Consider the following 25357-nt stretch of genomic DNA (forward strand, 5'->3'; position numbering starts at 1 on the left):
AGCGATGCTCAAGGCTTAGCGCCACGCGGAGCCCCTGACGCTTGCCGGCTATGGCAGGTGTCGATCGAGGCGGCGAAGCAGCTTGCCGATGAGCGGTCGTTGGTGCCAGCCACGGTTGATGACCTGGCCTCGGATGGTTCGCACTGCTGCTCGCAGGCGGGCGCCGGTCGTGGGGTGTTGTTCGTCGTGGCGTTGGACGGCTCGCCGGTGTAGCCATTGGGCGCAGCCGGTGCAGACCGCTACCTCGGGATGTTCGCCGAGGCGGAATAACTCGCTTTCTGGGTTCGGCCTGCCGCAGCACCAGCATGTCGATGGTTCGATCGTGTCCTTTTGCGGGTTCTGGCGTGGGTGGGCGGTCATGACGTTGGCACTCCTCGCCGCCGGACGCTCCTCAACATGCCGAGCTGGTCGCGTAGAGCTGTTGTTTGGCTGTGTCACGCAGGCCGGTCAGGTTCGTGCCTGTCCGTTGGAGAAGCTGTCGGACGGGGCTGGGCCCCCGATAGGAAGGCCAAGGGTGCTGCGGCGACGCCGGTTCCAGGGGTTGTCGAAGGCGGCGTGGCCTGTCGAGCCGGTCCAGGGCGTCTTCGAGAATGCCGAGCAGGATGGTCTGTGGGCCGATGCTGGGATGGCCGAGGGCGACTGGTGGTCGTGGGCTAGCTGGAGGGCGCGTTTGAAGACGTGTGCCTTGCCGCACAGCGGGGACCAGCCGGTTCGGCGTGTCGCCTGGCGTGTCGCCCGCTCCACCATGTCGGTACCGAAGGTCTCCTCGATGCTGGTGCGCACAGCGGCCAGGTCAACGCCCAAGCTGTCCAAAAGGGCGGCGTGGTTACGCCACGCGGGCGGCAGGATTCCGTCGGCAACCAGCTCGCCTAGCCCACCGCGGAGGACGTCGAGGTCCAGGCCGTGGACGGCCAGGGTTTCCGCCGCAGGGCTGGGGTGGCGCACGAGTGCCGCAAGGACGTGTTCACAGCCGACATAGTTGTGCCGCAGTCGGTCAGACTCTTCGTCAGCGAGAACGAAAACCTGTCGGGCCGGCACGGGGAGCCGTTCGATCATCGCCGGGCCTACCGTCCCCGCCGAAACAGCCCACCGTGTGCGTACTTCTGGTGCACGGCCTGCTTGGTCACGCCGAGCCGCTCGGCGATCGTCTTCCAGGTCCACCCCTTGCTGCGGGCATTGTCGACCTGTACCGCCTCCAACGCCTCGACCAGGCCGCGCAGCGCCGCGACCGCGGCGAGGCCAATCTCGGGATCCTGGCTCTGGGTTGCGTCAGCCAACTTCGTCACCTCACCCGGGAGAACCACAGCCGCTGATGGGTTCAGGGAATCGAGGAAGTGCGCAGAGCACCGCCCCGAGGTGCTCCGCTTCGGTCTGGCCGAGAACTCGCAGGCCGTTCGGTTGGGGATCCCTTGCGGACACGGCAACCTCGCCGGCGAACCCGTCACCGGATACGCCTACCGCGACCAACGGCAGCTATTGCCTCAGCGACCAGCCGTTCCCCATGCTCGCCCATCCTGACGAAACCGAGGGCCGTCACAACAGCGCCATGATCACCCATCGTCGCGACATAGCAATGTTGTGTGCCCGCACCTGACATCCGTCCTCATCCTCAGGGACGGACGTACTCGGCAGTCAAGCCGTCTCCGGGCCTTCCAATATCAGAATCCACACCGTAGCTTACTTCTGATATTCGTGTGTACCGGAATCGGCTGGGAGCGTTCGGCGCGGCCTACCTCGTCTATCTCGGTGTGAAGGCGATCCGTGAACGCGGTTCGCTGAAGGCCGTTCTGGCCGACATCGATGTGGGCAAGGACCGCGGCTGGCGCACGCTGTGGGACGGGTTCGTGGTCGGTGTGGCCAACCCGAAGACAATCCTGTTCTTCGTCGCTGTGCTGCCGCAGTTTGTTGACCAGGGGCGCGGGCAGGCCGCGCTGCAGATGCTGGTGTTCGGGCTGGTTTTCTGCCTGATCGCGTTGATGTCCGACAGCGTGTGGGGCATGGCGGCGGCGACCGCGCGTGACTGGTTCGCCCGCTCCCCGCAGCGCCTGGCGGTGGTCGGCGGCGCCGGTGGACTGGCGATGATCGGCCCCGGCGTGGGCGTCGCGGTCTCCGGCCGGAAGGACTAGATGCGTCCGTCGGCGATGATGTCCTCCAGCGACAGACCGTCGAGTCGTACGCCGGATCGGGCTGCACGAAGCGCGGCGATCACCCGAGACGCGTGGTTCTTCGCCTCGTACGAGCCAAGGGAATCCACGACCTTAGACTGGCCTCCGACCAGTCCGGGACCAGGGCGGGAGTTCGTACACCGATGAGCATCGAGCAGCGAATCAGGGATCTCGGGATCGACCTTCCGCCGGCCACCGCACCGTGGGCCAACTACGCCAATGCCGTTCGTACGGGAGATCTGCTCTTCATCTCCGGCAAGGGGCCAACGCCGGTGAACGAGAGGCCGCCGAAAGGGCGACTGGGCGCTGAGTTCTCCGTCGAGGACGGCTACCGATTGGCCCGGTCGGCCGGGTTGGATCTCCTCGCGGTCATCCGCACGGAGTTGGGTTCCCTGGATCGCGTGGCGAAGGTGGTCGAGATCCAGGGCTTCGTCAATGCGACGCCGGAATTCGAGGAGCACCCGCAGGTCCTGGACGGCTGTTCCGATCTGCTGGTGGAGGTCTTCGGTGATCGAGGAATCCACGCCCGCTCGGTCTTCGGCGCGACCTCGCTGCGGGCCGGGTTTCCGGTCATCCTGAAGGGCGTCGTCGAGGTCTCCGCCTAGTGGTCTGCACCTACTCATCGCACGAGTATTCCCCGCCGCAGCCCTCCGCTCTGCTGCCACCGGAATGCTGGCTACACCAAGCGATCCCATCAGCTGTCCCGCTCCTGCAGGTGCCTTCGGTTGTTGACAGGCCCCTGGCCGAGCCCACCAGCCGTGTCCGACAACGATCGTTGTTGTCGATCGGCCGAGCACGTGTGGCACGAAGGGACGTCAGGTCGGCAGGTGGTCTGGCGCGGTTTGGAGAAGGCGTCCCGGCGCGCGCTAACCACGGCGGCGTCGAGCGGGTTCCCGTTCTCGGCGAAGCCGGGCCAGCCGTCCAGCACGGTGGGCGTATTGAGCGCCGCTACGGCGTCCCGGCACGCAACGTTGACGGCGGTTCGGCCAGCTTGGCGTTGCCACCCGTTCAGCACATGGGCGGGCGCATCTGGGCCGTACTGAAGGGCCATCTGCTTGCGCAGCTCCCCGAGATCCACACCCGGATCACCGGCGCCGGCCGTCTTCCAATCGATCAGCGCGACACAGATGTCTGCGGCCCACAGCATGTTGCCGCCCCACACGTCACCGTGGACGAACACCGACTCCTGCGAGGGCGTGCCGATCGCCCTGACCCGCTCATCGGCCAGCTGCAGCAACGCCGTAGTAGGTATACGGCCAGCTCGCCGGTCACCAGCGAAGTCGTCCACGGCGATCGGCCGCGGCCGATACGGCAGATGGTGCTCAGGCGTGAGGGGTATCGCGTGAACCTTGGCGATCGCGGCACCAGCTGCTTCAAGGCGTTCATCCGACACTGCCGGGGGAAGCGCTCTACTCCCGGGCAGCAGCGTCTCCAGTGTGGCCACCTGCCCGGTGTGCTCGCCGTCGAGATCACTGGCGATCAGCCGAGGCGCGTCAAGGCCGTACTTGTCTGCTAGCACCCCGTGACACGCTTCCGAGGTGTCCGGTAAACGATCGGTCGTATCGCCGAGGCCCTGCGCCAGAGCTTCCCGCACGAGCGAAGCGCTCACCCGTTGCTGTCGTTCCTGGCTGTCGGCACCCATGCGCGGCACTTGATCGGGGCTCAGCGGATGGACTGGCCTCTTGGCCCGATCCAAGCGCTTGCCGACCTGAACGGACATGTGCTCCAGCTCGGCGTCAGTCACACGTCGAACACCACCATCCACCTGGCCGAGCAACAGCTGGGCCGGTCGCTGTTCTACCGGTATGCCAAGGCTGCGCCGGGTGTATGGATGGAGCTGCCCAACATCTCAGGTGACAGCGACCGGTTCGACGACATAGAGCCAGAGTTGGCGCCCGTCACGACTGAGGTGCGCATCGGCAAATGCCGCGCCCGACTCATACCCGTACGAGAAGTCCTTGCATGCGCGACCCGGCTCATCCTCGCCGACCCGGACGCGTTGCTCTGTGAGAACCAAGATTGCCGCTGTAGCGCCGCGCTTGAACAACGATTGATCAACCTCAAGCTGTGATCCCTTGCCCGAACTCAACGACGGGGGTTCGTACGTGGAGGCCCGACTTGTCGCCGTGCATGGTGTCCGTGAGGGATCGCTTGGTGCGACGAACGGCGGTGCCTATAGCCGGGGCACGGTTCGTGCGGGGCCGCTCGGTATCTGTCACAGTTGCGGCGTGATGATCCCCGCGACGGGCCTTCTCATCGATCCTCGGCGGCGGGCGTGGAAGGGCGATGCGCCCAGGCCAATCACGACGTACCTGTGGCCGCCAGCCGGAACTCCGACCGGCGGCACCGTGGTGCTTTCGCATGGCACGGGTGGGTCCGGGCTGGATCTGGGTTGGCTGGCCGAGCAGCTGGCCGCCGCCGGTCTGCGGGTCATCGCCGTCGATCACCACGGCAACAATTATCCGAGCGGCTATCACGCCGAGGGCTTCGTGCGCTGGTGATATCGACCGCAGGACCTGTCGGTGGTGCTCGACATATTGGACGACGGCGGTCCGGTCGGCGTCGCCGGCTTCTCCCTGGGCGGCTACACCGCCGCGGCGGTACTGGGCGCTCGTATCGACGCGGACGTGTTCGGCTCGATTATGAACCGGCAGGTGGTGCTGCCACCTCCGCCTGAGTATCCGACCCTGGCCGACGAACTGGCTGCCCGGCTCACCGCCGACGATGTGGCGGAGTGGGTCGCCGACAGCGGCAGGGACTACGCCGACGAGCGGATCTGCGCCGGGTTCCTGATCTGCCCGGCACAGGCTGAGCTGATCACCGACGCCAGCCTGACAGCCATCACGGCGCCGGTGTCGATCTGGTGGGTCGGTGACGATGACCAGACGCCGGCCGAAACCAACGCCCTGCGGTACGCGTCGCTGATACCCGGAGCGACTGAGCACTGCGCGGACCCGGCCGCTGGCCACTACATGTTCGTCAAAGACCTGCCCGGCGCCGACCTGATCCGTACCCGGGTTGGGACAGCTGCAGCAGACTTCTTCCGGGACCGCCTTCGCAGGTCGCCGGCGTCCTAGTACGGAAACGCTGTCCGTTTGCGGATCCGCTTACGAGACAGGTGTTTCGAGTTCGCCGTCGCCGTTGAACACTGTCTGATCGTTCGGTCGAGGTTCGTAAGTGGGCATGGTCCAGCCAGTGTCGTGTGCCCATGCCTCGGCGAGGTCCATCAGGAGGTGCCAGGCCGGGTACTTGATTTGACCGTACTCCTGCAAGGTGGTGGTGTGCTGTGCGGCGCGGGTCTTGAGCTCGGACCACCACTCAGTCCGGGTCGGGATTGCCCGGAGGTGGTCGCGGAACAACAGCGCTATCCGGGCGGTCTCGCTGGCAATGACGCGGACGTGGATGTTGCAGGGCCGGGCTCCGATCGGTGGTGCGAAGACCAGCTTGGGCCAGTGACGTCCGATGGCTTCTTCGAGGTTGTTCCATGGTTCGAGGAGGCGGCGATAGCCGGCTGCGGTGAGTGCGGGGTCGGCGTTGGAGTCGTTTAGGTCGTTGACCAGGATCATCATGTCGAGGCAATCCTTGGCGGCCATGCCGGAGATCGCGGTGGACCCGATGTGCTCAACCGCGAGCGCGCGTGGCACGAGTGCGGCGAGTTCCGCGCCGAGCGTGGCAGCCTCCCCCGGCCAGGCCGGGTTGTAAGGGTGGACAGTGACGCCGGCGGGGTGAAGTTCGTCGGGAAACGGCACCGGATCAGTCTCCCCGCTGCGGCAATGGGCTGACCAGCCCATTGCGGCATCTCAGAGCCGCCCACTGAAGGATTGGCATACGAGACGGCGCGGTAGCCGCTACAGCACGGATTCGACCCGAGCCGGTTCGACAGTGGCGAGATCGAGGCGGCGGTCATGTCGAGGTGGAATCTGCCGTAGGGGTTGATGTTGGACCAGAACAGCCTGCTCACCGTGCGCGGTGCCGACGTCTCACGCGTCTGGACCATCCGGACCGTAGAGTGTGGCGATGTCTGGTGAGTCGAGCCATCCGCTGAACTTGGGGGACTGTGGCCAGCCTTCGGGCGAGTCCTGCCACTGCTCCCGTCGCCCGTAGGGCAGCAGATCGATCAGCGCGAAGGTGTGGCTGAGCTGCTCGGTGCCGCGGCCGTTGGTGTGCCAGGTGCGGTACACCGTGTCGCCGGAGCGGAGGAACACGTTGACCGCGAAGGTACCTCCGGGTGGAACCCCGACGTCGGCCCCGAACGTGCTGTTCGCCGTGGAGTACCAGGCCATCGTGTTCCCGACCCGCCGCTTGTACGCGAGCGCTTCGTCGATCGGCCCCTGGGTGACGATCACGAACCTCGCGTCGTAGTTGTCCAGGAACTCCAGCCGGGTGAACTGCGAGGTGAAGCCGGTGCAGCCCCCACACTGCCACTCCTGTCCGGGGAACCACATGTGGTGGTAGACGATCAACTGGGACTTGCCGCCGAAGACTTCCGCCAGCCGTACGGGACCTTCCTCGCCCTCGAGGGTGTAGTCGGGCATCTCGACCATCGGCATGCGGCGGCGTTGCGCGGCGATCGCGTCCAGATCACGGGTGGCGGCCTTCTCCCGGACACGCAGGGCGTGCAGCTCGCGCTGCCAGGTGTCGGCGTCGACAATGGGTGGTAGGGCGTTGGCGATCAAGAGTTCCTCCGACGTGTGTCCGACCGGGGTCTCCACGAATAGACCAGGTTGCGCGACGCTCGTCTAGGTCTGCTCTGCGAGGTACTTGGCGAGCTTGTCGATCTCTTCGCCCATGCCGGCTCTGGTGTCGTGGAGCCCGGCCTCGAGGGCGCCCCAGGTCCAGCCGACCTGCTTCATTCGCATCTCGGTCTTGCCTGCAAGGTCGGTGAAGGTGAGGGTGACGACCGACTCCTCGGGCAGGGGGTCGGTGAAGGTCCATACCCAGACCAGCCGCTCTGGTTCGACGACCTCGCGGTACACGCCTTCGCCCGGCGTCTCTGCGCCGGTGGTGTCGTTGACCATGACCCAACTGAAAGCTCCGCCGGGTCGAAGGTCCATCTTGATCGTGGACAGCGGGACGCTATGCCCGTCGCAGCCTGCCCAGCATGCGAACTGCTCGGGATCGGTCCATGCCTTCCACACCAGCTCACGTGGCGCGTCGAACACGCGCACGATCGTCAGAGACCGTTCGAAGACATCCGAGACCACTTCAGTTTCAGGCATCGGCACGCCCCTTCTGGATTTCCTTCAGGTGAGTGTCGAGGCGGTCGAAGCTGGTCTCCCAGTACCGCCGGTACCGGGAAACCCAATCGGCCACGTCTTCAAGTGGCTTGGCCTCCAGCCGGCACGGCCGCTGCTGCGCCATCCGTCCCCGGCTGATCAGCCCCGCCTTCTCCAGCACCTTCAGATGCTTGGACACCGCCTGCAAGGTCATCGAGAACGGCTCAGCCAACTCGTTGACCGTCGCCTCCCCGTCGGACAGCCGTGCCAGGATCGCCCGCCGCGTGGGGTCGGCCAGCGCGGCAAGAGTGCTGCTGAGTTGGTCCACAGGCATGTCAACCACCCAAACCATTCAGTTGATAAACCGATTGGTTGACTTTATCGGCTGCAGGGAGCATGTCAAGCCGCGCACGTTGGCGGGCGTTGGGGCTTGCGCCGGCTGGCGATCCCGATCCGGCGACAGGTCTGGTCGCGGAGTGTCCGGTGGGGATCCCTCAGCGGGCTGACTCCGCTCGATGTCACGCGCCCAGGACTTGACCTCAAGGGTGGTTGAGGTCGGAGAGTTGGAGTATGACTGCAACTGACACGGTTGCCGGGCCAACGGCAGCGGACGAGCAAGCGATTCGTGAACTGGTGGAGCGGGCGGACGAGGCGCAGAGTGATACCAGCGTGCTTCCTGGGCTGCACACCTCCGAGGCGGTGATCGTGAACATCGCCGGCCGGCGGTTGTTCGGGCGGGATGCGTTCAGCGCGGCGATGAGCGCCGCGCTGGGGTCTGCGCTCAAGGACGTTCAGACGAGCGTCGAGGTTGTCGACATTCGCGGTCTGACCCCTGACGTTGCTCTCGTCAGCTGCGTCAAGACGGTCCACGACAATCGGCCAGGCGCCGAGGCTGACGTCCCCGCAAGTGGAGCCCTCACGTACGCCGTCGTTAAGACACCGGCGGGGTGGCAGGTGGCGCTCGCCCAGACGACTCCGATTCGGTAGCAAGAAGGATTCCTGCCGAAAGCGAGTGCGGCCTGCGGCTGGCTCGCGACGTGACAACGAGGCTTCAACCGCCGGCCGCGGTAGACACGGCACTTAACCGCGGACAACGGACGTCGCTCGGGCTTCCTCGAGGGAACCTGATCCGAACGTGCCGATGCCGCAGGTCTCGCCGCGGTAAAGTCGATCATGTCCGCGCCGTACGTTTGGGGATCCGCTTACGAGACAGGTGTTTCGAGTTCACCGCCGCCGTTGAACACTGTCTGATCGTTCGGTCGAGGTTACCTGGGCGAGCACGACGCCGACCCTGCGGGTGTCCGCAAAGGGTCCCTTGCGGACACCCCGCACTGGGGTCGGCGTGGCCGCCTCAGGTATCCACGGTTGGCGTTCCCCTTGCGGACGTTATGGCCGTTCCCCGTGTCGGCGACGACAGTGGTCAGGTGTCCGCTGGTGCAGAGTCGTAGCAGGGTGTCGGCTGTGCCGGGGTGGTCCTCTGCCGGTCGGCTCGGTTGCCGTCCCGCCATTTTTAGGTGCTGGAGACGTGCGAGTTGGTGCGGACGGAGAAGGCGGGGCCCCAGCTCCTCCTGCTGATCCGGTAGGTACCCGCGTACGACGGAGACAACTCTGAACGCAGAAGCACGATCCTCTCTTCCACCGAACAGGCATACACAACCAGCCGGGAAGCCGACGAGTGGACGGTATCCAGTGTGACTGTTAGCTGGCGCAGTTGTGGACGTCGCTGGTGGCGGAGGCGAGCACGATGTCGGTTCCGCCGGTGGCAATGAGGTGGACGGCGTTGACGGTGAGGCCGTGGTCAGCTTTGGCTACGGGTACTTGTTCGTTGACCACAAGTTTCGCCACCCCGGGCAGGTCCACGACGGCGTTAGCTTCACCGGTGACCTCGACCAGGTTCCCGCCGATATGCAGCCTCAGATCGGTCGTACCGGTTGCCGATCCGCCGGAGCCGCAGCTGCTCGTCGAACGAGCGGTCGCACCATCGACCACTACCATGGGAAGGCCCGGCAACCCGATCGTGGCGTGTTCGACAGTCGTAGTGGCACGTGAGGTGCCAGGCGCCAGACTCGTTTCCACCTGTGGGCACACCGCCTCAGCCCCGAGCAGGAGCGCCGACAGCCTCGCTGTACACCCAGTCGTGGTTTCCATCGCGCGCGCGACCCGGACCTTGCCGGTGTCGGGAGTTGGGGGGACATCGGCGTCCACCACACCCGCCACCCCGGCTTGGGCAGCCAGGCCGTAGGAGCGGCCGGTGTAGAACTCAAGCAACACCGTGTCTGAGGTCGACGACGCCAGGTAGAACTGGTCGCCCGCGAACGCGACGGACGCTGGCACGGTGGCATCTTGGTTCAGCGGCTGGTCGACCGACCGGATGGTGCAGCGGGCCGTGCCAGAGGAGTCGGTCGTTCCGGTGCAGGTCCGCCGGTTGCTGCCCGTGCCCAACGCCAGTTGCAGTCTGCGGCCGCCGATCGGGGGCCCGCCCCGTTCTCGAAGCACACCGGACACGTGGGCGGGAGTACCGTTGGCGATCCGTTTCGGTCCGGTGTAGACGACCTCAGTGAATTGGTGGGTGACGGTAAACGCCACGAAGGAGTTACTCGCGGCATTACCGCCTCCGCCGAGGTAGCGGACGGTTAGCGTGGTCGGGCCGGCGTGCTGGCGGGGTGTGAGCACACAACTGGCGACACCGGAAGAGTTCGTGGTATCTCGGCACGTCTGCAAGCCACCACCGAGGCCGAGAGAGAACTGGATCGCCGCGTTCCCCACCGGCACGCTGGGCTCGTCGGCCTGCACCAGAGCTGCCGGTCTTGCACCAGTGGTCTGGGCTGTCCCCTCAGAAGTTGTGGTCAGTCGGGCGGAAGCGGTGAAGGGTTCGTTGAAGCGGATGTTCGTCGGGCCGGTATAATTGATCCGCGTCACCTGCCCACCGCCAAGAGACGGACCGTGCAAGCCAAGGATTCCGCTCGAAGCCGGGATCTGCAGGCCCGGGTCGGATTCGGGGGCAAAGTTCACCGTAAGCGGGCCAAATCCAGCGCCGACCGATACACCATTCCAGTCCCCGTCACCATCCTCGAAATGCGTGTAGAGGCCATGGGCACGAATCTCCTCGAAGTCCTCAGCGCACTTGGCTTCACGCCGCGCCTCCCCAATCCGGTGCGGAAGGGTGACCTCCACGTAGCCGACAAAGGTCTTCGGTGCGTTGGGGGTTTGATCGGCGGGGATGCCGCCTTCCAGGGACTCGTCCTTGACACGCCAAGCCGTGGCATTGGTTTCGGCGCTCACACCCGTTTGCGTCACCAAACGACTCGTGTCTTTGGCAGGCACGAGTCCGCCCCGCTTTCTCCCTGGGAAGTAGTCCCATGCCGCTTGAGACGTGAGAGGAACGCCGTAGCACTTTTCGTTGTAGTTGCCGAAATCGATGGCGGCGACGTCATCGGGCGGGCCACCCCGGTTGCCTTCACCGGCCCTGAGGCCGCCGTCACGGTCCTCGAACCGCCAGGTCAATACGGCGACGTCGGATTGAGAGGTGAGACCGGGAGAACTCTCGTGGAAGAACAGCAGCTCGCAGGTGAACTTTCCCGGGACTGCTACGTCGCACCTGCCGTTCCCCTCCGCCGGTGCGGCAGCGGCAGACGATCCGGTAGCGAACTGGCGCTGTGCCACATGAGCCTGGGTATCCGCCTCCGAGGGCCTACTGATCCGCAGGTCAGTAGCTCCGATACCGGACAGCTCACGCCGCAGGGCATCGTAGTCACGTGTACGTCCCACAAGGTGCCTGCGCAGGATATCGCGGCGGGAGGCAGCCAGCACAGCAGGCGTCGCCAACGAACGTCCGAACGCGTGGTTTGTGGCCAGCTCGTGCCGTTTCCCGGCAGCCGCGGAAACCTTGCCAGTGGCCGAATCTGCCTCAGACTGGGCCGAGCCCGCCGAGACAACCGACACCAACAGCAGGGCACCTACTGCCACAAGCATTCCGCCCCGCGACCGCAGGCCACATCGACCAACCACGAAAGCGCCTCCCGACTCGTGCTCCGAGACCAGATGGGCAACCAACCCTGCCGGCAGCCAGGATCGTCCTGCCCGCCTCTCAGAGCTCTGGGTCCGACATAGGTTACCTATCGGTCATATTCCATCGAGTACACGGACCAACCACACAGTCGGTTCACAGCAGACCGGAGTCTTCTGGCTGAGCACTCGCAGGCGCCGACCAGGGATACCAAGTGAGTGCGGCCTCGCTTGAAATAGTGCCTGGATGGCCGCCGCGCACGGAGCACTCCGAGTCCCCGCAGGAGATCGACGCGTGGCCGGAACGCCAGGCCTGGATAGCCGACCTCAAGGCACGTGCGGTGTACCACCCCGACGCACGGCTGCGGCCCACGGCGACGACGAAAGTGCAGGTCCGAGGTGGTGCGACGCTCGTCTCAGCGGCCCGTACGGGGAGACCAAGGACCTGATCGGCGGCTTCCTCATGATCGAGTGCGCACACCTCGACGAAGCGATCGAGATCGCTGCCGGCCATCCGTTCGCCGCGTTCGGCGCCCATCGAGGTCCGCCCAGTATGGGAGTGACCGACCTCCCGTAGCCATCATCGGCACCGCAGGCAACCCCCCGACGAGAGTCACCCGCGGCGATCAACGGCCCAAGGAGAGGACATAGGAACTCGCGTCGGGCGGACGTACGAGGTTCGAGCGACTCGATAGGTGTCCGATTGGGGAACGTCAGTCGACACCTGGGGCAACCACGACGGCGACTACGCGGGCGGTGTCCGGAAGGGATCCCTATCCGTACGTGCGGAGGTTCCTCAAACGGACACACCCGCTTGCCTGCACCGCCCAAGAAAACACGGTGCCGCAGGAAATCCCATGCGGCATGCTGCCCGGATGCACTATTGCAGCTCCTGCGAGAAGCCGGTTGCCATGGAGCCTCGTGATGGGCGGGCAGTCTGTCCCCAGTGCGGCAGCGCCAGTGACGCTGTTGTGCTCAGGCCGCTGTTCGTCGTCACCGGCGCCGGGCACCGCTTTGAAGGTCACCAGGTTGGGGGCCTGGCTCGGCACTGCTCGGCGGGACCAGCCATCCGAGCGGTGATCGGCCCTCCGAGCCGATGAGCCAGGGCACCCATCCCGACGAGCTGCCGGCCGAGGTCTTGGACGACGTGGCCAGCGTGGTCGGGGCAAAGGTCACTGTTCTCAGTCGCCTACCCGGAGGTCGCCATGTGGGTGCCACGCGCGTCCAGGTGGCCGGAAGGGCAAATGCAGTGCTCAAAGCAGTGCCCCGAGCACACCCCAGGGTCCTGGACGAGACATTGCGAGCCCATCGAGTGGTCGAGCACATGCGTAGGCGCGGCTATCCCACCCCGGCCTGGCTCGGAGTGGGGGCCACAGCCACTCATGTATGGCATCTGATGGACTTCGTTGACGCGGCTCCCGCGCCAGAGCTGACCCCATCCCTCGTTGAGCAGCTGATGGAGATCACCGAACTCCAGGCTGGCCAAGCCTCCGAGCCCTACGACCACTGGTCGTACTCGTGGCGGGTCGCCACTGGTCAGGAATCGGCTGTCGTCGGGCTGGAGTTCAACGAGACGCCCGAGCTCTCGCGTCTCCGCCAGTCCGTGGCCAGGGTCTCGGAGTATTCCCCCGTGGTGTCGGCCTTGGTCGAACGCTTGCGGGTCGCGTGTGCCGACGCCCCACCACCACGGGAGGCACCTGACATGGTCCATACCGATCTCACCGCCAGCAATGTCCTGGTGCGTGACGGAGCGGTGGTGGCGGTCGTGGATTGCTTGGGTGCAGGTAGCGGCACGCGGGCGTCTGATCTCACCTGCCTCGTGTGGTGGTCAACCTTCCAGGATCCGCTGGACGGTGTCCGAAGGCGGCTGTGGACGAGAATCCTCGAGCTGGTCGGCTGGGAGGGGGCGGCGGTGCTCGCAGCGAATCACGTCCTCCACATACTTGAGTTCCACATCAGCCAAGGGCGTCACGATGATGTTCCAGGGGTGGTCAAGGGCGGCCATCGCGCCCTCGACGAGCTGAACGCGCTTCGCTAAGTCCTGCTCCAAGATCAACGATGCGCTGCGCACGGTCGTCAAGATCAGCGAGATCGGCAAGCAGTTCGTGCACCTCAGTGCCGGACACTCGCAAAATCATGGAGCCCCGCACGATCCCGCGAGCCAGCTCCCGTCACCCGGGCACAACGTCTCGATGGCCGAACCACCCACGTACGGATAGGGATCGGCGGATTCTGGCGGTGGTCGCAACACGGCTGTTTGTTGGGGTGAGCGTAGCGAACGGAAACGGAATGGCCGGGTCGCAGTGGCGTGAAGGAGAAGGTCGTGGCCGCCCGATCGGGGAGGATGAGGGGAAGGTCTGGCCGTCAAGGGCGCCTTGCGGCGTCGCTGGCGCGATGGGGCTGCGCCCCACCCTTGACGGCGAGCCCTTGCCCCCTTTTTGATCGGCTGGCTATCGGGCGGCCACTCCCGGTGTGGCGCACCACCGCCCCCCGCCCGTTATGCCTGGAGCAGCGGGCCGATGAGTTCGTCGGGCTTGGCGTAGTCGTGTCTCTTGCGGGGCCGGTCGTTCAGTTCGGCGGCGACCCAGTCCAGGTCCGCCTGGCTGTGCACGGACAGGTCGGTCCCCTTGGGAAAGTACTGACGTAGCAGGCCGTTGACGCTTCTATGTCAAGCAGCCAGCTGGTGTTGGGTGATGTGGTGCTTCCAGGACGCTCGGTCTTGGGTCATGGCGCGGTGGATGACGTCGATCAGGTGGCGTTGGAGTATGCGTCGGGCGCCGCGGGCGCCCTTGGTGGGTTCGTGGCGGGCGAGTAGTTCGTGCGCGTCGGGATGGAAACGTTTCTGGACGATTGCTGCGGTGTAGAGCACGCTGTTCAACCGTCGGTTGCCGCCTCGGTGAAGGCGGTGGCGTTGGTTGTCGGAGGAGTAAACGGGGATCGGGGCGCATCCGGTGTAGCGGGCGAGCTTGGCCGAGGTTGTGAAGCGGGTGATGTCGCCGATCTCGGCGAGGAGGACCGCCGCGGAGATATGGCTGATCCCGGTGATCTCCAGCAGGGCGGGCGCCAGTGGGCTGACGAGGTCCCGGATCGTGGTCTCGAGGTCGCGGATGCGCTGGTTGAGACCGGCTGTCTCGCTGAGCATCTCGGCCAGCGCCCGACGGACGTGCCCGCTCATCTGCGATGCGCGCAAGAGTGTCGTCGCCGAGGCCAGGCCGGGAGCGCGGGTGAGGTCGCCCGGGGTGTGATCGAGCCAGAGATGGGTGCATGCCTTGACCTGGTTGATCACCATTGTGCGGCGCCTGACAAGGTCGGCCCGCAAGTCGACCAGGACGCGCAGCTCGCGCACCTGCACGTCGATGCGGTGCCGCTCCAGGCCGGGAGTGGCGATGGCGGCATGGGCGACTGCGGCGGCGTCGATGGGATCAGATTTCGAGCCGGTAGCGGCGTGCAGCTTGCGGTGGGCGGCCATCAGCCGGGTGGGAACCCAGAGCACTTCGTGGCCGGCCAGCAGCAGTCCGTCGGCCAGCCGGCGGGCGAAACCGCGGCCGTCCTCGATGGCCCAGGTGACCGGAGCGCCGTCGGCGACCGAGCGGATCCACTTGAGCAGCACGCCGATCATGGCCGCGTCGTTCTTGACGGTCAGCGGTCGGCTGACCCGCCTGCCATCTGCGCCGACCGCCACTGCGACGTGGACGTGCTTGTGCGGGTCGATCCCAACTGTCACCATCAAGTTGTCCTCTTGTCTGCTGCCGCGGATGACGGGACAGACGCGAGGGCCCTGGCCAGGGGACAGACCTATTGCGAGTTGACGGCTCAGCAGGCTTCTATCAAGTCACTCCCGGCCAGGGCTCTCGCCCTGTAGACCGCCGTGGACATATCAACGGAAAGCCTTCCGGCACGTGTTCTCCGAGTCACCCGGCGGTCCCGCCGAGTACCTCCCGTCGAACGAACCCGGCCCGCCAAGTTTGCACCAATAGGTGTTCTCGTTCGTACCGCGCTGCCACGGCTTGTACGGGTCACAGAAGAAAATCTGGATGTCAGCTGCGATGGCGACCTGTTTCCAATCCCGCATCTCCGCGCCCTGGTCCCAGGTCAGCGAACGACGCAGCAGCGCAGGAACGGTTTGGATCTTCGCGGCCAACGCCGGCGCGACCTGCTCAGGCTTGTACCCGTCGGGCAGGTGCAGTAGCAGCACGTACCCGGTGGTCCGCTCGACGAGGGTGCCGATCGCAGTGGCGTTGTTCTTGCCAATGATCAAATCCCCCTCCTTACGTTTCAGGGCAGCGATCTCGGGACGTCGTAGGGTCCTAATCGCTCTCCTTGGGCAGGCGGGTATGGCTGAGATCTCCCTGCCGCACCGGCGGTCGGATCGGTCGGTGACGGCTCACTGGGAATGGCCGCCCGCCTGTCCTGCTGGTGGCTCGACCGCTCATTGAGACTCGCGCGTACAGATCGTTGGGTAAGGACGTGCCGGCGTGGCTGCCGTTCAAGGAGATCCGTTCGATAGTCGCGACGTGAGGAGCCAGATGACACGGGTGTGGGCAGGGATCGACTCGGGCAAGCGGGCGCACCACTGCGTCGTGATCGACGGCGCGGGGCGTGTGCTGCTGTCCCAACGGGTCGCCAACGACGAGACGGCGCTGCTCGAACTGATCGCGGCAGTGCTGAAGGCGGCCGACGGGGAGGAGGTGGTCTGGGCAACCGACCTGAACAGCGGTGGCGCAGCACTGCTCATTGCGCTGCTCGCCGGGCACGGTCAGCAGCTGCTCTACATCCCGGGCCGGGTCGTTCACCACGCCGCAGCGACTTACCGGGGTGACGGCAAGACTGACGCCAAGGACGCACGCATCATCGCAGACCAGGCCCGCATGCGCACCGATCTGCAGCCGGTGCGCGGTGGCGACCAGATCAGCACAGATCTACGGCTGCTGACCGCTCGACGCACGGACCTGACCTTCGACCGCGTCCGCGCGATCAACCGGCTGCGGGCCACGATGCTGGAGTACTTCCCCGCGTTGGAAGCCGCCTTCGACTACTCCAAGAAAGCGCCGCTGATCCTCGTGGCCGGCCATCAGACCCCGGACGCGATCCGACGCATCGGCGCCGCACGGCTCGCGGCATGGCTCAAGAAGCGCGGCGCCCGCAACGCCGCCGCCATCGCGGCCAAGGCCGTGGAAGCCGCACGTGCCCAACACACAGTGCTGGCCACCCAAGCCACGGGTTCCCATCTCGTCGCACGACTGGCTGAGCAGATCATGGCGATCGACGCCGACATCGCCCAGCTGGACCAGGAAATCGAGGAGCGGTTCACCCAGCATCCCGACGCGCCGATCCTGTTGAGCGTGCCCGGCTTCGCCATCGTGCTGGCCGCCACGTTCCTGGCCAACACGGGTGGCGACCTGACCGCGTTCGAAACCGTCGACCGGCTCGCCAGCGTCGCCGGCCTCGCGCCAGCGCCACGAGACTCGGGCAGGATCAGCGGCAACCACCATCGGCCCCGACGCTTCAACCGGCGCCTGATGAGAACCTGCTACCTCGCTGCGCTCTCGAGTCTGAAGAGCAGTCCAGCGTCGCGGGCGTTCTACGAACGCAAACGTTCCGAAGGCAAGTCCCACAAGCAGGCCCTCATCGCCCTCGCCAGACGACGCATCAACACGATCTGGGCGATGCTCCGCGACCGCACCACCTACCAGGAACCCACCCAGCCTCCACTCACACCGGCCGCTTGACAACAGCATTGAGATTCCCAATGCCCCGGCACCGCACGATCGGCCGCCTCGGCAGGCCGTTCGGAGATGTTGACCATGTCTGGGATCCGGTTCTTACGCTATCGAAAGGACGACATCGTGGTTGGCGACAGCGATGAGGGCCTGGTCGCGTCGGCGCAGGACGAACGCCGCCGCCGGGCGTTGGATCGTTCGAGGTTGTTCGATCGGGAAGCAGAGCGCTACGACCGGTACCGGCCGACGTATCCCGACGCCCTGATCGATGACCTGCTCGGTTCGAAGCCGGAAGACCTGCACGTTCTCGACGTTGGCTGTGGCACGGGGATCGCTTCGAGGCTGATGGCCGGGCGGGGCGCCAAGGTCCTAGGCGTGGAAATGGCTCCGAGGATGGCGGAGATCGCTCGCGGCCACGGGATCGACGTAGAAGTCGGTCCCTTCGAGGATTGGGAGCCTGCTGGTCGCAGGTTCGACCGGGTTATCTCGGCGCAGGCGTGGCATTGGCTCGACCGCGCCGTTGCGACCGCCAAGGCAGCTTCGGTGCTGCGGCCCGGCGGGCGCCTCTGCCTGATCTGGAATGCCGGATCTCACCCCGACGACCTGGCTGATGCTCTCGCCGAGGTGTACGCCAGCGTGCTGCCGAGCCGCGTGCACACCGTCTTCAGGGGTTACGCGGCGAACCGGTCAACGGACCGGCGGTCCGGGTTGACCTCCGACGCGATCGCCGCGGTACCCGACTTCGATGTCCCGACGGAGAAGTGGTTCCCGTGGACGCAGACGTTCCAGAGGGACCACTGGCTGGAGCAGCTTCTCTCACGCAGCGACCACACCGCGCTCGACCCAGCCGTCCAAGAGCGGCTGTTCGAAGGCATCGGAGCGGCTATCGATGACTTCGGTGGCTCGTTCACGATGAACTTCGAAACCTTCCTCGTCACGGCGATCCGGCAGTAACCGCGTGAGCTTCGGTCGGCGACCGTGTTGTTGGAGTACTACACCGGCCGGGCATACGGGCTGACAGGGAAGGTCGGGTTGCCCTTGGTGCCGCTAGTGGAAGTCTCTCCGACACCTGATACCGGGTCGCTCCGGACGGCTCGTGCGTTCGCCAGCACTACCCCGTGTATTGCCGAAATTGAGGCAGGCGTCCTGCTGACTGCCGGCGTGGTGTGTCCGAAGGTCACGACAACGCTGGCACCGGGCACGTCAACGTCGACCGCGACAGTCGAGCGGACAAGGATCGGCCTCCCAGGGCTTCCCGTGATCGACGTGCGTGGGGCGACCGCCAGATCTACCAGCACCTGTGGATCTGGCGGATCCGCTACCGGTAGCGCAGACGTCGAGCTTTACATCGGCGGGCGACGAGTCCCGGTCGGGACCGAGGTGAATGCCGAGATCGACCTGCCCGGCCTCGCCCGACTCGTAATCAATGAGCAGAAACCCGTTGCGAAGGCCGACCACGGACTCACCGTCAACGCCCTGCACCTGACCGCAGCTGGTGGCGACACAGACATCGTCGTCGCCTCAGCCACCAGCGACGTTCACAACTGCGCGAGCTGAGCTTGGGCACGGTCTCTGTGTCGACAAACGACCGATAACCGACACACACCGGCCGGGGCGCATTGCCGCAGGTGGGCAGTGTCGGCAACACGCGTCAGAAATCAACGTCGACAAACCCCGCCGCACACTAGATTCCGGCACATGCTCATCGGATACGGACGGGTCTCCACCGCCGACCAGAACCCCGCCCACCAAATCGACGCCCTACAGCGGGCAGGAGTGGCCCCGGCCGACATCCACATCGACACCGCCAGCGGTGCCAAGTCGTCCCGCCCCATGCTGGATCTGGCCCTCAAGCTGCTGCGCGCCGGTGACACGTTGGTTGTGACCCGACTGGACCGGCTCGGCCGATCCGTCCTCCACCTGGTCACCCTCGGCGCCGAACTCCGCGACCGCGGTGTCGGACTGCACGTCGTCGAACAAGGCATCGACACCGCTACCGCCGAAGGCCGCGCCATGTTCGGCATGCTGTCGGTCCTCGCCGAACTCCAACGCGAACTCATCGTCGCCAACACCCGCGACGGCCTCGCCGCAGCCCGGGCCCGCGGCCGCAACGGCGGCCGCCGCCCAAAACTCACCACACAGCAGGCCGAGCTGGCCCAACAGCTCTACGACGGCGGCGAGAAAACCGTTCAACAGATCGCCGACATGTTCGCCGTCAAACGCGGCACCCTCTACGGCCACCTCGACAAGAACACCGTCGGCGTACGGCCCTGCGCCACTCAACGCACTTGACCTACCCGCCGGTTACTTCGCCCCGGGTGACGCGTTCCTTCCTTTACCAACACCAGCCCACCGCCACCGACACCTCATCGGGCCTCCTGCCCTCGGCGGCTGACAGCCGTCAGCGCCGGATCCCGGTCCGATGTTCCCCGCGGGCCGTGTTGAAGGTGGGACTCACCTTTTAGGGCTGCCGTTGTCTCAGATGGCGTACGGGTCGGTGGACTTTGCCGCTGCGGTTCGGCCCGACGAGTGCCGCGACCTGGCCGCTCCGCAAGCGGATCGACGCACCCTGAACGGGAACGCCGTGGTGGCCGAGGTGGAGCTCGACCCCACTCGGTGCCACGCTACTGGGCAGCTCGTCAGGGCTCGAGGTCGAGCAACGCTTTACCGTCCGCGAAATCGGTAGGAACCGAGACCTGATCGTGGACGATCAGCCACTGGCCGTCGATCTTGCGGAGGCCGCCGGTGTACCGGACCCACACGCCACTGATCGCCTGTCCGTTCTTCAGGTCCCGCTGAGCCGACTGAAGCTGTACGCGAACGCCACCTCATCGCCGACGGTGATCTCGAGGTCGCGAATCTCGTAATCGATGCTCTGGAAGGTCGCGAACGCGCCCTCCCAGTTCTTCAGCTTCGCCTCAACGCCAACGTGCTGGAGCGGCGGTTCGATGTCGAACGAGACGATGTCCGCTCCGTAGAGCGACTTCAGCGCCTCGAGATCCTTGGCGCGGAGCCCTTTGATCAGAGTGTCGTAATGCGCCCGAATCTCGGCTTCGTCCAGCTCGCGTCGTGTAGGCATGGTGAGACCGACCCTTTCGTCGACTGTCGATTTTCTTCTCACCAGTACGACGAGACAGCCGGCTGGAATGTATAGGCGTCGCGGCCGGGTACATCTACTTTGCGGGGCGGGCGCCGAGGTCGGCCTCGATCTTGCGGGCGGCGGCTTGGAGCGGAGGCAGCAGCTCCCGGCGGATAGCGTCGGCACTGCCGCAGCTCCCGCGGGCGGAGACGTTCATAGCCGCCACGACTTTCCCGTCCGGGTCGTGCGGCGGCACCGCCATCGAACGCAGGCCTTCCTCCAGCTCCTGGTCCACCACGGCGAAGCCCTGGTTGCGGATCCGGGCCAGGGTGTGCCGCAGCTTCACCGGGTCGGTGATGGTACGCCGGGTGATCGGCTTGAGCTCGGCGTTCTCGAGATAGTCGTCCGGCCACTCGGCCGGCTGGTGGGCGAGCAGCACGCGCACCATCGAGGTGGCGTACGCCGGAAATCGCGTGCCCACGCTGATCGCCACCGTCATGATCCGCTTGGTCGGCACCCGGGCGACGTAGACCACCTCGTCGCCGTCGAGCACCGACACAGAGCAGGACTCGTGCACCTCTGCGACGAGCTCCTCCATGTGCGGCTCGGCGACCTCCGGCAGCGACGGCGCCGACGGTGACGCGTCCTGCGACGAGCTGGAACCCGTTTGCGGTCGATTCGGGCGGTTCGCAGTCCAGGGTTGGCTGTTTCAGCCTCGACGGAGAGCTGCTGGCACGGAGCTTGATGACCAGCCCGTCGACGCCGGCGACAGCGGCCAGTCCTGGTACCAGCTCATCGCGACGTCTTCGTCGGTGGTCTGCATCCCGAGTGCCAGATGCGAATCGGGCGGGACGCGCGCGAGTAGCCGCTCGAGCTCCCGCCGGCGCACCCGCAACGGCCGGCGACGCAGATCTCCCGCGCTTTTCGACTCGAGGCAATCGAAGGCGATCATGTACGCCGGATGCGTGACGGCCGCCTTCACGTGCGGTCCTCCTCCCAGGGAGGGCCCAGCCTGATCAGTCTCGTCAAGCTCGCAAGGACAGATCTTGACTGCGACGTCATGGTGACGTCAACATGATGTCATGTTGACGCAGATGAGGTCAGTGGCCACGCCATATGCAGCGGTCCTCCGAGCGAAGGGCGCCTGGCGGTTCTATGTCTGGTCGGTGGCACCACGACTGGGCGGGGCAATGCTCGGCCTCGGCATGGTGTGGTTGATCCACTGGGCCACCGGCTCCTATGCCGCGGCCGGGGTTGTTGCCGGCGCCTACGCACTCGCTGGAGCCGTGATCGGCCCGCATGTTGCTCGACTCATTGACACCTTCGGTCAACCGCGGACAGTGCCACTGCTCCTGGCGCTCAACGGTGCCGCGACCGTGACGTTGGTTGCGGCGGCATCGGCTCACGCCTCGCTCGTCATCTTGGCTGGCATTGCCGCGGTCGCCGCGGCGTGCGGACCGCAATTCCCAGCACTGAGCCGGGCACGCTGGTCCTACGTCCATGCCGGATCGCCGCAACTATCCACGGCATTTGCTCTTGAGTCCTTGACCGACGAAGTTCCCTTCATCCTCGGCCCCGCTCTGGTCGGAACCCTCAGTGCGCTCGTGCACCCGACCGTCGGACCGCTCGCCGCAGTCGTTCTCCTCCTAGCCTCAGGCATCCCGTTCGCCCTCGAACGCTCGACAGCACCCCCACCATCATGCGCCGGGAGTGGGCCACGGCCGCAAGGTGTTCTCCGCATGCCCGGGCTCCTGCCGCTGCTCGGCGTCTTCGTCACGATCGGGCTGCTCTTCGGGGCCATGCAGGTAACGGTGACAGCCGCTGCCATCCAGTCCGGCGACGCCGCACTCGCCGGCCCGATGTACAGCGCGTTCAGCCTGCTCAGCATGCTCGCCGGAGTAGCCTACGGCGCCGTCACCTGGCGGGTAGGTGTACACACCCGACTCGTCTGCGCACTGGCAGCGCTGACCATCCTCTACCTCCCACTCCTCGTCGTCACAGGACAGCCAATGCAAGCCATAGCAGTCGCACTGCCAGGCCTTGCGATCGCACCAGCCCTCATCGCAGGTAACACCCTGGCCGAGCAACTGTCCGACCGCCGCACCCTCACCCAGACCTTCACTTGGCTCGCCTCAGCCATCGCATTGGGCCTCGCCGCAGGGCAAACCGCCGCCGGATACACAGCCGACACCCTCGGCGTCCACTGGGGATTCGCCATCCCGGCCCTCTCCTCAGCCGCCGGCGCAACCCTTGCCCTCCTGACCCGATCCGGAAAACCAATCCAACGCCAAAGACCCGACCAACCGCCGAGATGCCACAAAAAGCCGGACAAATGATCAGCAGAGCGTCCCTGCTCGACGTCCGCTCGCTAGAGGAACCCTCAGCGGACGGCTTGAGGATCACCGCAGTGGTCGCCGACTGATGATCGCCGGGGCGCGACCCTTCCTGATCTCGAGGATCCGCATCTTCAACGCGAGCAGCGCCAGTACCGAATCCGCGTTCCCTGGATCGACGGTGTACACCGACCGGTCCTCGCGCGTCATCTCGCTGTGACGGGCGACCGCGGCCAAGGGAACAGCTTCGCCGAAGACACCCGACGGTTTCGGCCCTTCCGGACCCGCGAACCGACGTCCCCGGTTGATGTCCGCGCCCAGTGGTACGGCGCCCCAGGCTCGATCAAGCTGATTGACCGGACGTGCGCGGGGGACGACGACCGATCACAATCCGGAACTGCCGAATTGAGGCCGAACGCCCGGGCCTGCCGGTCTCTCTTCCCGAGACGTTTGTCGCGAGTTGGCTGGCGGCTTGGCTGCGTGCGTGGGCGACTCCGGTCCGTGTTCGGCCAATTGACCATCGTCTTGGCGGCCGAGGGGAGCTTGCTCATGTCAAAGCCGTCGGTAGCGTCGGGGGTCATGTTCCCGATGACTGTTGTCGGGCCGCGCATCGAGCTTCGCGAGTGGCGCTTGGACGACGCGTCGGCGGTGTTCTGCTACGTATCGAACCCAGTCGTGTCGGCGTATGTCCCCTGGGACACCCAGGCCGATATTGAGGAGACGAAGGAGCGCCTGTCGGCGTTGGTGGTGTCGGCGAAGGCGGACGGGCGATCGACTTACGACCTTGCCGCCGTCACCTCCGACTCGACTAGTGAGGGAGGCCGGCTCGTTGGTGGTGGGCGGATCTCGGTACGGGATGCGCATCATCGGCGGGGTGACATCGGCTATGTCGTGAACCCTGACTGGTGGTCCAAGGGGCTGGGTACCGAGATCGCTGGTCTGTTGCTGGATTTCGGGTTCGGGTGCCTCGGCCTGCATCGAGTCGAGGCGACAGCGCATCCGGACAACATTGCCTCTCAGCGTGTGCTGGAGAAGGCTGGTATGAGCTACGAGGGACGTGTCAGGGACCACATGCTGGTCGACGGTACGTGGCGGGACACCCTCAGCTACGCGATCCTCGAAACCGATCCGCGACCTGTCACCCTGTAGTGACAGCCGAGCTGGGCGTTGGAATGGCTGGGTCAGGTGGCCGGTCGAGTTCATATGGACCTGTCGCTGCCTCGAGTGCATCGTCAATGGCACCAGCGTCGCGTCTGGCGAGTTCGAGACCGACAGGGCCATTCGGCAACGGCCGGGGTGTTCGGTAGGGGAACCGCTGCGAGACGGTTCATCGCCCGATCGCGGGCGTCACCACCGGTGATCAGGCTGTCTCAGATGCGGATCCTCTGGCGGACATACTCGGGTCGCCAAGTTTCGGGGGTTGTGTCGCTGGCTCAGCTGACACGCCGGGAGCTCGCCAAGGCCGTGACGAATGCCCGGTGTCGGTCGCTTACGGACGCCTCCGGACCTACCCGCCGGACTCACTCGACCGGGTATGCCACGTCACACACGTGGTCGTCGAGATCAGCATCGTTGATGTCCACGTCGGTGATGTAGACCTCGCGGCCGGGTCCTGTCCGGATCAGTTCATGGTCGTTGATCCATTGCTGGACGGATTCGTAGGCGGACAGGATCAGTGGCAGGTCGAACTGGGCTTTGGTGATGGTTGTGTACGCCTCGCGGTGGGCGGGTTCGCGACGAGTCACCACATCATCGTGGGCAGCGGGGGTGGAGAGGATCGGCACGCACACTTCAACGGGTCCGTCGCTGTCTTTGGTGACGGGCCCATGGAAGACCATGAACAGGTCCGCGCTCGGACCCCCGTACGCCCGTGCCGAGCTCGTCAGCCGCTGTTTCACCTCGTTCGCCCAGTCCTTAAGCTCCTCTCGCCGCACGCGGGTGCGCTCAGTGATTACGAGCTGGTCGGCCACGTCGCGCACGCGGACCTCGTACTGCGCGAAGCGTCTTTCGCCCCCGAGGAGGCTGGTCCGGAGGAGCTTCACGAGCTCGCGTTGACCCGCGATGCGCCGTTCGACCCGGTCCCAATAGGACTGGAGAATCTCCGCACCGCCGTCGCCTGGTGCGGACACGATCTCCGCGATGTCGGTGAGCGGCATGTCGAGCCAGCGCAACATCTCGATCAGCCGTGCCGTGAAAAGTTGGCTGGAGTGGTAGCGGCGGTACCCGTTGCTGGGGTCGACGTCGGCGGGCTTGAGAAGCCCGCACCGGTCATACAGCCGTAACGCCCTCATCGACAACCCTGACCGGCGGGCGAACGCTCCGATGGTGAGACGTTCGTCGGCAGACCTGTCAGCGGTCCAACTCGCCCGTTCGCTCACCCCGCTCATCTTCGCCGAGACCCCACAATCCCGTCCAACGCGGTGGTCATCCCGGCACATCCGGTCGGCGGGATCTGGCCCTCCGGATCGGACCGAGCACCGGTCGTCGCCACCGAGAGCACAGCGGTTGACCAGCGCGTACGCATCGACTGCTTGACCCTCCCCTTGGGGCAAGGGCGAGCTTTGGGCCCAACCGCTAGCCGCTCACGGAACGGAGACCACCCTGCTAACCACGGACCCAGCAACACTTGACTTCTACCGGAAACCGGGCGGAATGACCTCCCCCGGCCGCCACCAGGAGCTCTTCGACGGGCTGCCTAGCGACATCGGCGCCCTAGTACGGCGTGGCGTTAATGATTGGACGGTTGTTCCTGGGAGGATGCTGGTATGGCTCATCCTCCTGCTGCGGCGTTGGTGTTGCATGACGGTGATCGGGACGTTCTTGGTTCGTGGGTGCGATC

At 65.8% G+C, this 25357-nt stretch carries 31 protein-coding genes and 2 pseudogenes; 15 read left to right on the plus strand and 18 right to left on the minus strand.

All coding sequences use genetic code 11. The features are described 5' to 3' along the window. Positions 1-57 precede the first annotated feature (57 nt). Entirely contained in the window at positions 58-213 is a 156-nt protein-coding gene (locus ABN028_RS05810; RefSeq protein ID WP_349695875.1) for a hypothetical protein, read from the plus strand. A 234-nt stretch (positions 214-447) separates the two neighbouring features. Here ABN028_RS05810 and ABN028_RS05815 read toward each other — a convergent pair whose 3' ends face one another. Together ABN028_RS05815 and ABN028_RS05820 are read right to left on the minus strand one after the other, a co-directional pair. Beyond that, positions 448-1056, minus strand: coding sequence for a Clp protease N-terminal domain-containing protein (locus ABN028_RS05815; protein ID WP_349695876.1), 609 nt, complete (start codon positions 1054-1056; stop codon positions 448-450). A gap of 8 nt (positions 1057-1064) precedes the next feature. Beyond that, on the minus strand, positions 1065-1286 hold the full coding sequence (locus ABN028_RS05820; RefSeq protein ID WP_349695877.1) for an RNA polymerase subunit sigma-70: 222 nt from the start codon (positions 1284-1286) through the stop codon (positions 1065-1067). A 408-nt stretch (positions 1287-1694) separates the two neighbouring features. Between ABN028_RS05820 and ABN028_RS05825 the strand changes: the two genes are divergently transcribed. After that, positions 1695-2126, plus strand: a complete 432-nt coding sequence (locus ABN028_RS05825) for a LysE family translocator (RefSeq protein ID WP_349695878.1) — start codon at positions 1695-1697, stop codon at positions 2124-2126. Here ABN028_RS05825 and ABN028_RS05830 read toward each other — a convergent pair. Next, on the minus strand, positions 2123-2254 hold the full coding sequence (locus ABN028_RS05830) for a hypothetical protein (protein ID WP_349695879.1): 132 nt from the start codon (positions 2252-2254) through the stop codon (positions 2123-2125). The genes ABN028_RS05825 and ABN028_RS05830 overlap by 4 nt on opposite strands. Positions 2255-2308: 54 nt before the next feature. On the opposite strand from ABN028_RS05830, the gene ABN028_RS05835 reads away from it, so the two are divergent. Further along, positions 2309-2770, plus strand: coding sequence for a RidA family protein (locus tag ABN028_RS05835; RefSeq protein ID WP_349695880.1), 462 nt, complete (start codon positions 2309-2311; stop codon positions 2768-2770). An 89-nt stretch (positions 2771-2859) separates the two neighbouring features. On the opposite strand, the gene ABN028_RS05840 is transcribed toward ABN028_RS05835, so the two are convergent. Continuing rightward, on the minus strand, positions 2860-3807 hold the full coding sequence (locus ABN028_RS05840; RefSeq protein ID WP_349695881.1) for an aminoglycoside phosphotransferase family protein: 948 nt from the start codon (positions 3805-3807) through the stop codon (positions 2860-2862). Here ABN028_RS05840 and ABN028_RS05845 point away from each other — a divergent pair. From ABN028_RS05845 to ABN028_RS05855, 3 genes are all read left to right on the plus strand, one after another. Further along, positions 3778-4236, plus strand: coding sequence for an AAC(3) family N-acetyltransferase (locus ABN028_RS05845; RefSeq protein ID WP_349695882.1), 459 nt, complete (start codon positions 3778-3780; stop codon positions 4234-4236). The genes ABN028_RS05840 and ABN028_RS05845 overlap by 30 nt on opposite strands. A 157-nt stretch (positions 4237-4393) precedes the next feature. Further along, positions 4394-4666, plus strand: a complete 273-nt coding sequence (locus tag ABN028_RS05850; RefSeq protein WP_349695883.1) for an alpha/beta hydrolase — start codon at positions 4394-4396, stop codon at positions 4664-4666. Positions 4667-4687: 21 nt separating this feature from the next. Next, entirely contained in the window at positions 4688-5242 is a 555-nt protein-coding gene (locus ABN028_RS05855) for an alpha/beta hydrolase (RefSeq protein ID WP_349695884.1), read from the plus strand. Positions 5243-5272: 30 nt separating this feature from the next. Here ABN028_RS05855 and ABN028_RS05860 read toward each other — a convergent pair whose 3' ends face one another. From ABN028_RS05860 to ABN028_RS05875, 4 genes are all read right to left on the minus strand, one after another. Then, positions 5273-5914: a GrpB family protein gene (locus ABN028_RS05860; RefSeq protein WP_349695885.1), complete on the minus strand. Its 642-nt coding sequence runs from the start codon at positions 5912-5914 to the stop codon at positions 5273-5275. Between the two features lie 231 nt (positions 5915-6145). Next, the gene (locus tag ABN028_RS05865; protein WP_349695886.1) at positions 6146-6877 is read right to left on the minus strand and encodes a DUF899 domain-containing protein; all 732 of its coding nucleotides are present in this window, start codon (positions 6875-6877) and stop codon (positions 6146-6148) included. A gap of 27 nt (positions 6878-6904) precedes the next feature. Continuing rightward, positions 6905-7384 (minus strand): SRPBCC family protein, encoded by a 480-nt coding sequence (locus ABN028_RS05870; RefSeq protein WP_349695887.1) that lies wholly within the window; start codon positions 7382-7384, stop codon positions 6905-6907. Further along, on the minus strand, positions 7377-7715 hold the full coding sequence (locus ABN028_RS05875) for an ArsR/SmtB family transcription factor (protein WP_349695888.1): 339 nt from the start codon (positions 7713-7715) through the stop codon (positions 7377-7379). Before ABN028_RS05875 ends, ABN028_RS05870 begins: the two co-directional genes overlap by 8 nt. A 236-nt stretch (positions 7716-7951) precedes the next feature. Here ABN028_RS05875 and ABN028_RS05880 point away from each other — a divergent pair, with 236 nt between their 5' ends. After that, positions 7952-8368 (plus strand): SgcJ/EcaC family oxidoreductase, encoded by a 417-nt coding sequence (locus tag ABN028_RS05880; protein WP_349695071.1) that lies wholly within the window; start codon positions 7952-7954, stop codon positions 8366-8368. 711 nt (positions 8369-9079) lie between these two features. Here ABN028_RS05880 and ABN028_RS05885 read toward each other — a convergent pair. Next, positions 9080-11044 (minus strand): choice-of-anchor P family protein, encoded by a 1965-nt coding sequence (locus tag ABN028_RS05885; RefSeq protein ID WP_349695889.1) that lies wholly within the window; start codon positions 11042-11044, stop codon positions 9080-9082. Positions 11045-11849: 805 nt separating this feature from the next. On the opposite strand from ABN028_RS05885, the gene ABN028_RS05890 reads away from it, so the two are divergent. Both ABN028_RS05890 and ABN028_RS05895 read left to right on the plus strand, forming a co-directional pair. Next, positions 11850-11963 (plus strand): YciI family protein, encoded by a 114-nt coding sequence (locus ABN028_RS05890; RefSeq protein ID WP_349695890.1) that lies wholly within the window; start codon positions 11850-11852, stop codon positions 11961-11963. 519 nt (positions 11964-12482) lie between these two features. Then, positions 12483-13424, plus strand: a complete 942-nt coding sequence (locus tag ABN028_RS05895; protein WP_349695891.1) for a phosphotransferase family protein — start codon at positions 12483-12485, stop codon at positions 13422-13424. A 459-nt stretch (positions 13425-13883) separates the two neighbouring features. On the opposite strand, the pseudogene ABN028_RS05900 reads toward ABN028_RS05895, so the two are convergent. The 3 genes and pseudogenes from ABN028_RS05900 to ABN028_RS05910 form a co-directional block, all read right to left on the minus strand. After that, positions 13884-14054 (minus strand): annotated as a pseudogene (locus ABN028_RS05900) (IS30 family transposase); the annotation flags it as partial. Beyond that, entirely contained in the window at positions 14055-15113 is a 1059-nt protein-coding gene (locus tag ABN028_RS05905) for an IS110 family RNA-guided transposase (RefSeq protein ID WP_349695892.1), read from the minus strand. A 249-nt stretch (positions 15114-15362) separates the two neighbouring features. Beyond that, positions 15363-15653: pseudogene (locus ABN028_RS05910) on the minus strand (IS30 family transposase); the annotation flags it as partial. Between the two features lie 259 nt (positions 15654-15912). Between ABN028_RS05910 and ABN028_RS05915 the strand changes: the two are divergent. The 4 genes from ABN028_RS05915 (at position 15913) to ABN028_RS05930 (ending at position 19398) form a co-directional block, all read left to right on the plus strand. After that, positions 15913-17115, plus strand: a complete 1203-nt coding sequence (locus ABN028_RS05915; protein ID WP_349695894.1) for an IS110 family RNA-guided transposase — start codon at positions 15913-15915, stop codon at positions 17113-17115. A gap of 117 nt (positions 17116-17232) precedes the next feature. Next, on the plus strand, positions 17233-18060 hold the full coding sequence (locus ABN028_RS05920; protein ID WP_349695895.1) for a class I SAM-dependent methyltransferase: 828 nt from the start codon (positions 17233-17235) through the stop codon (positions 18058-18060). Between the two features lie 24 nt (positions 18061-18084). Beyond that, on the plus strand, positions 18085-18663 hold the full coding sequence (locus tag ABN028_RS05925) for a choice-of-anchor P family protein (protein WP_349695896.1): 579 nt from the start codon (positions 18085-18087) through the stop codon (positions 18661-18663). 141 nt (positions 18664-18804) lie between these two features. After that, complete coding sequence (locus tag ABN028_RS05930) at positions 18805-19398, plus strand: recombinase family protein (RefSeq protein ID WP_349695897.1); 594 nt, start codon at positions 18805-18807, stop codon at positions 19396-19398. A gap of 347 nt (positions 19399-19745) precedes the next feature. On the opposite strand, the gene ABN028_RS05935 is transcribed toward ABN028_RS05930, so the two are convergent. The 4 genes from ABN028_RS05935 to ABN028_RS05950 form a co-directional block, all read right to left on the minus strand. Beyond that, complete coding sequence (locus tag ABN028_RS05935) at positions 19746-19868, minus strand: nuclear transport factor 2 family protein (RefSeq protein ID WP_349695898.1); 123 nt, start codon at positions 19866-19868, stop codon at positions 19746-19748. A gap of 23 nt (positions 19869-19891) precedes the next feature. After that, complete coding sequence (locus ABN028_RS05940; RefSeq protein ID WP_349695899.1) at positions 19892-20185, minus strand: YybH family protein; 294 nt, start codon at positions 20183-20185, stop codon at positions 19892-19894. A 94-nt stretch (positions 20186-20279) separates the two neighbouring features. Next, the gene (locus ABN028_RS05945; RefSeq protein ID WP_502879166.1) at positions 20280-20807 is read right to left on the minus strand and encodes an IclR family transcriptional regulator domain-containing protein; all 528 of its coding nucleotides are present in this window, start codon (positions 20805-20807) and stop codon (positions 20280-20282) included. Positions 20808-20894: 87 nt separating this feature from the next. Beyond that, entirely contained in the window at positions 20895-21167 is a 273-nt protein-coding gene (locus ABN028_RS05950; protein ID WP_349695901.1) for a hypothetical protein, read from the minus strand. A 112-nt stretch (positions 21168-21279) separates the two neighbouring features. On the opposite strand from ABN028_RS05950, the gene ABN028_RS05955 reads away from it, so the two are divergent. Continuing rightward, complete coding sequence (locus ABN028_RS05955; protein ID WP_349695902.1) at positions 21280-22521, plus strand: MFS transporter; 1242 nt, start codon at positions 21280-21282, stop codon at positions 22519-22521. Between the two features lie 63 nt (positions 22522-22584). Here ABN028_RS05955 and ABN028_RS05960 read toward each other — a convergent pair whose 3' ends face one another. Further along, a complete protein-coding gene (locus tag ABN028_RS05960) occupies positions 22585-22707 on the minus strand; it encodes a hypothetical protein (RefSeq protein WP_349695903.1) in 123 nt (40 codons plus the stop codon). A 390-nt stretch (positions 22708-23097) separates the two neighbouring features. Between ABN028_RS05960 and ABN028_RS05965 the strand changes: the two genes are divergently transcribed. Next, positions 23098-23667, plus strand: coding sequence for a GNAT family N-acetyltransferase (locus ABN028_RS05965; RefSeq protein ID WP_349695904.1), 570 nt, complete (start codon positions 23098-23100; stop codon positions 23665-23667). A 371-nt stretch (positions 23668-24038) separates the two neighbouring features. Here ABN028_RS05965 and ABN028_RS05970 read toward each other — a convergent pair whose 3' ends face one another. Continuing rightward, the gene (locus tag ABN028_RS05970; protein ID WP_349695905.1) at positions 24039-24896 is read right to left on the minus strand and encodes a MerR family transcriptional regulator; all 858 of its coding nucleotides are present in this window, start codon (positions 24894-24896) and stop codon (positions 24039-24041) included. Positions 24897-25357 lie beyond the last annotated feature (461 nt).

Origin of the sequence: Actinopolymorpha sp. B17G11, assembly GCF_040196095.1 — a bacterium.
In the GTDB taxonomy this organism is placed as follows: domain Bacteria; phylum Actinomycetota; class Actinomycetes; order Propionibacteriales; family Actinopolymorphaceae; genus Thermasporomyces.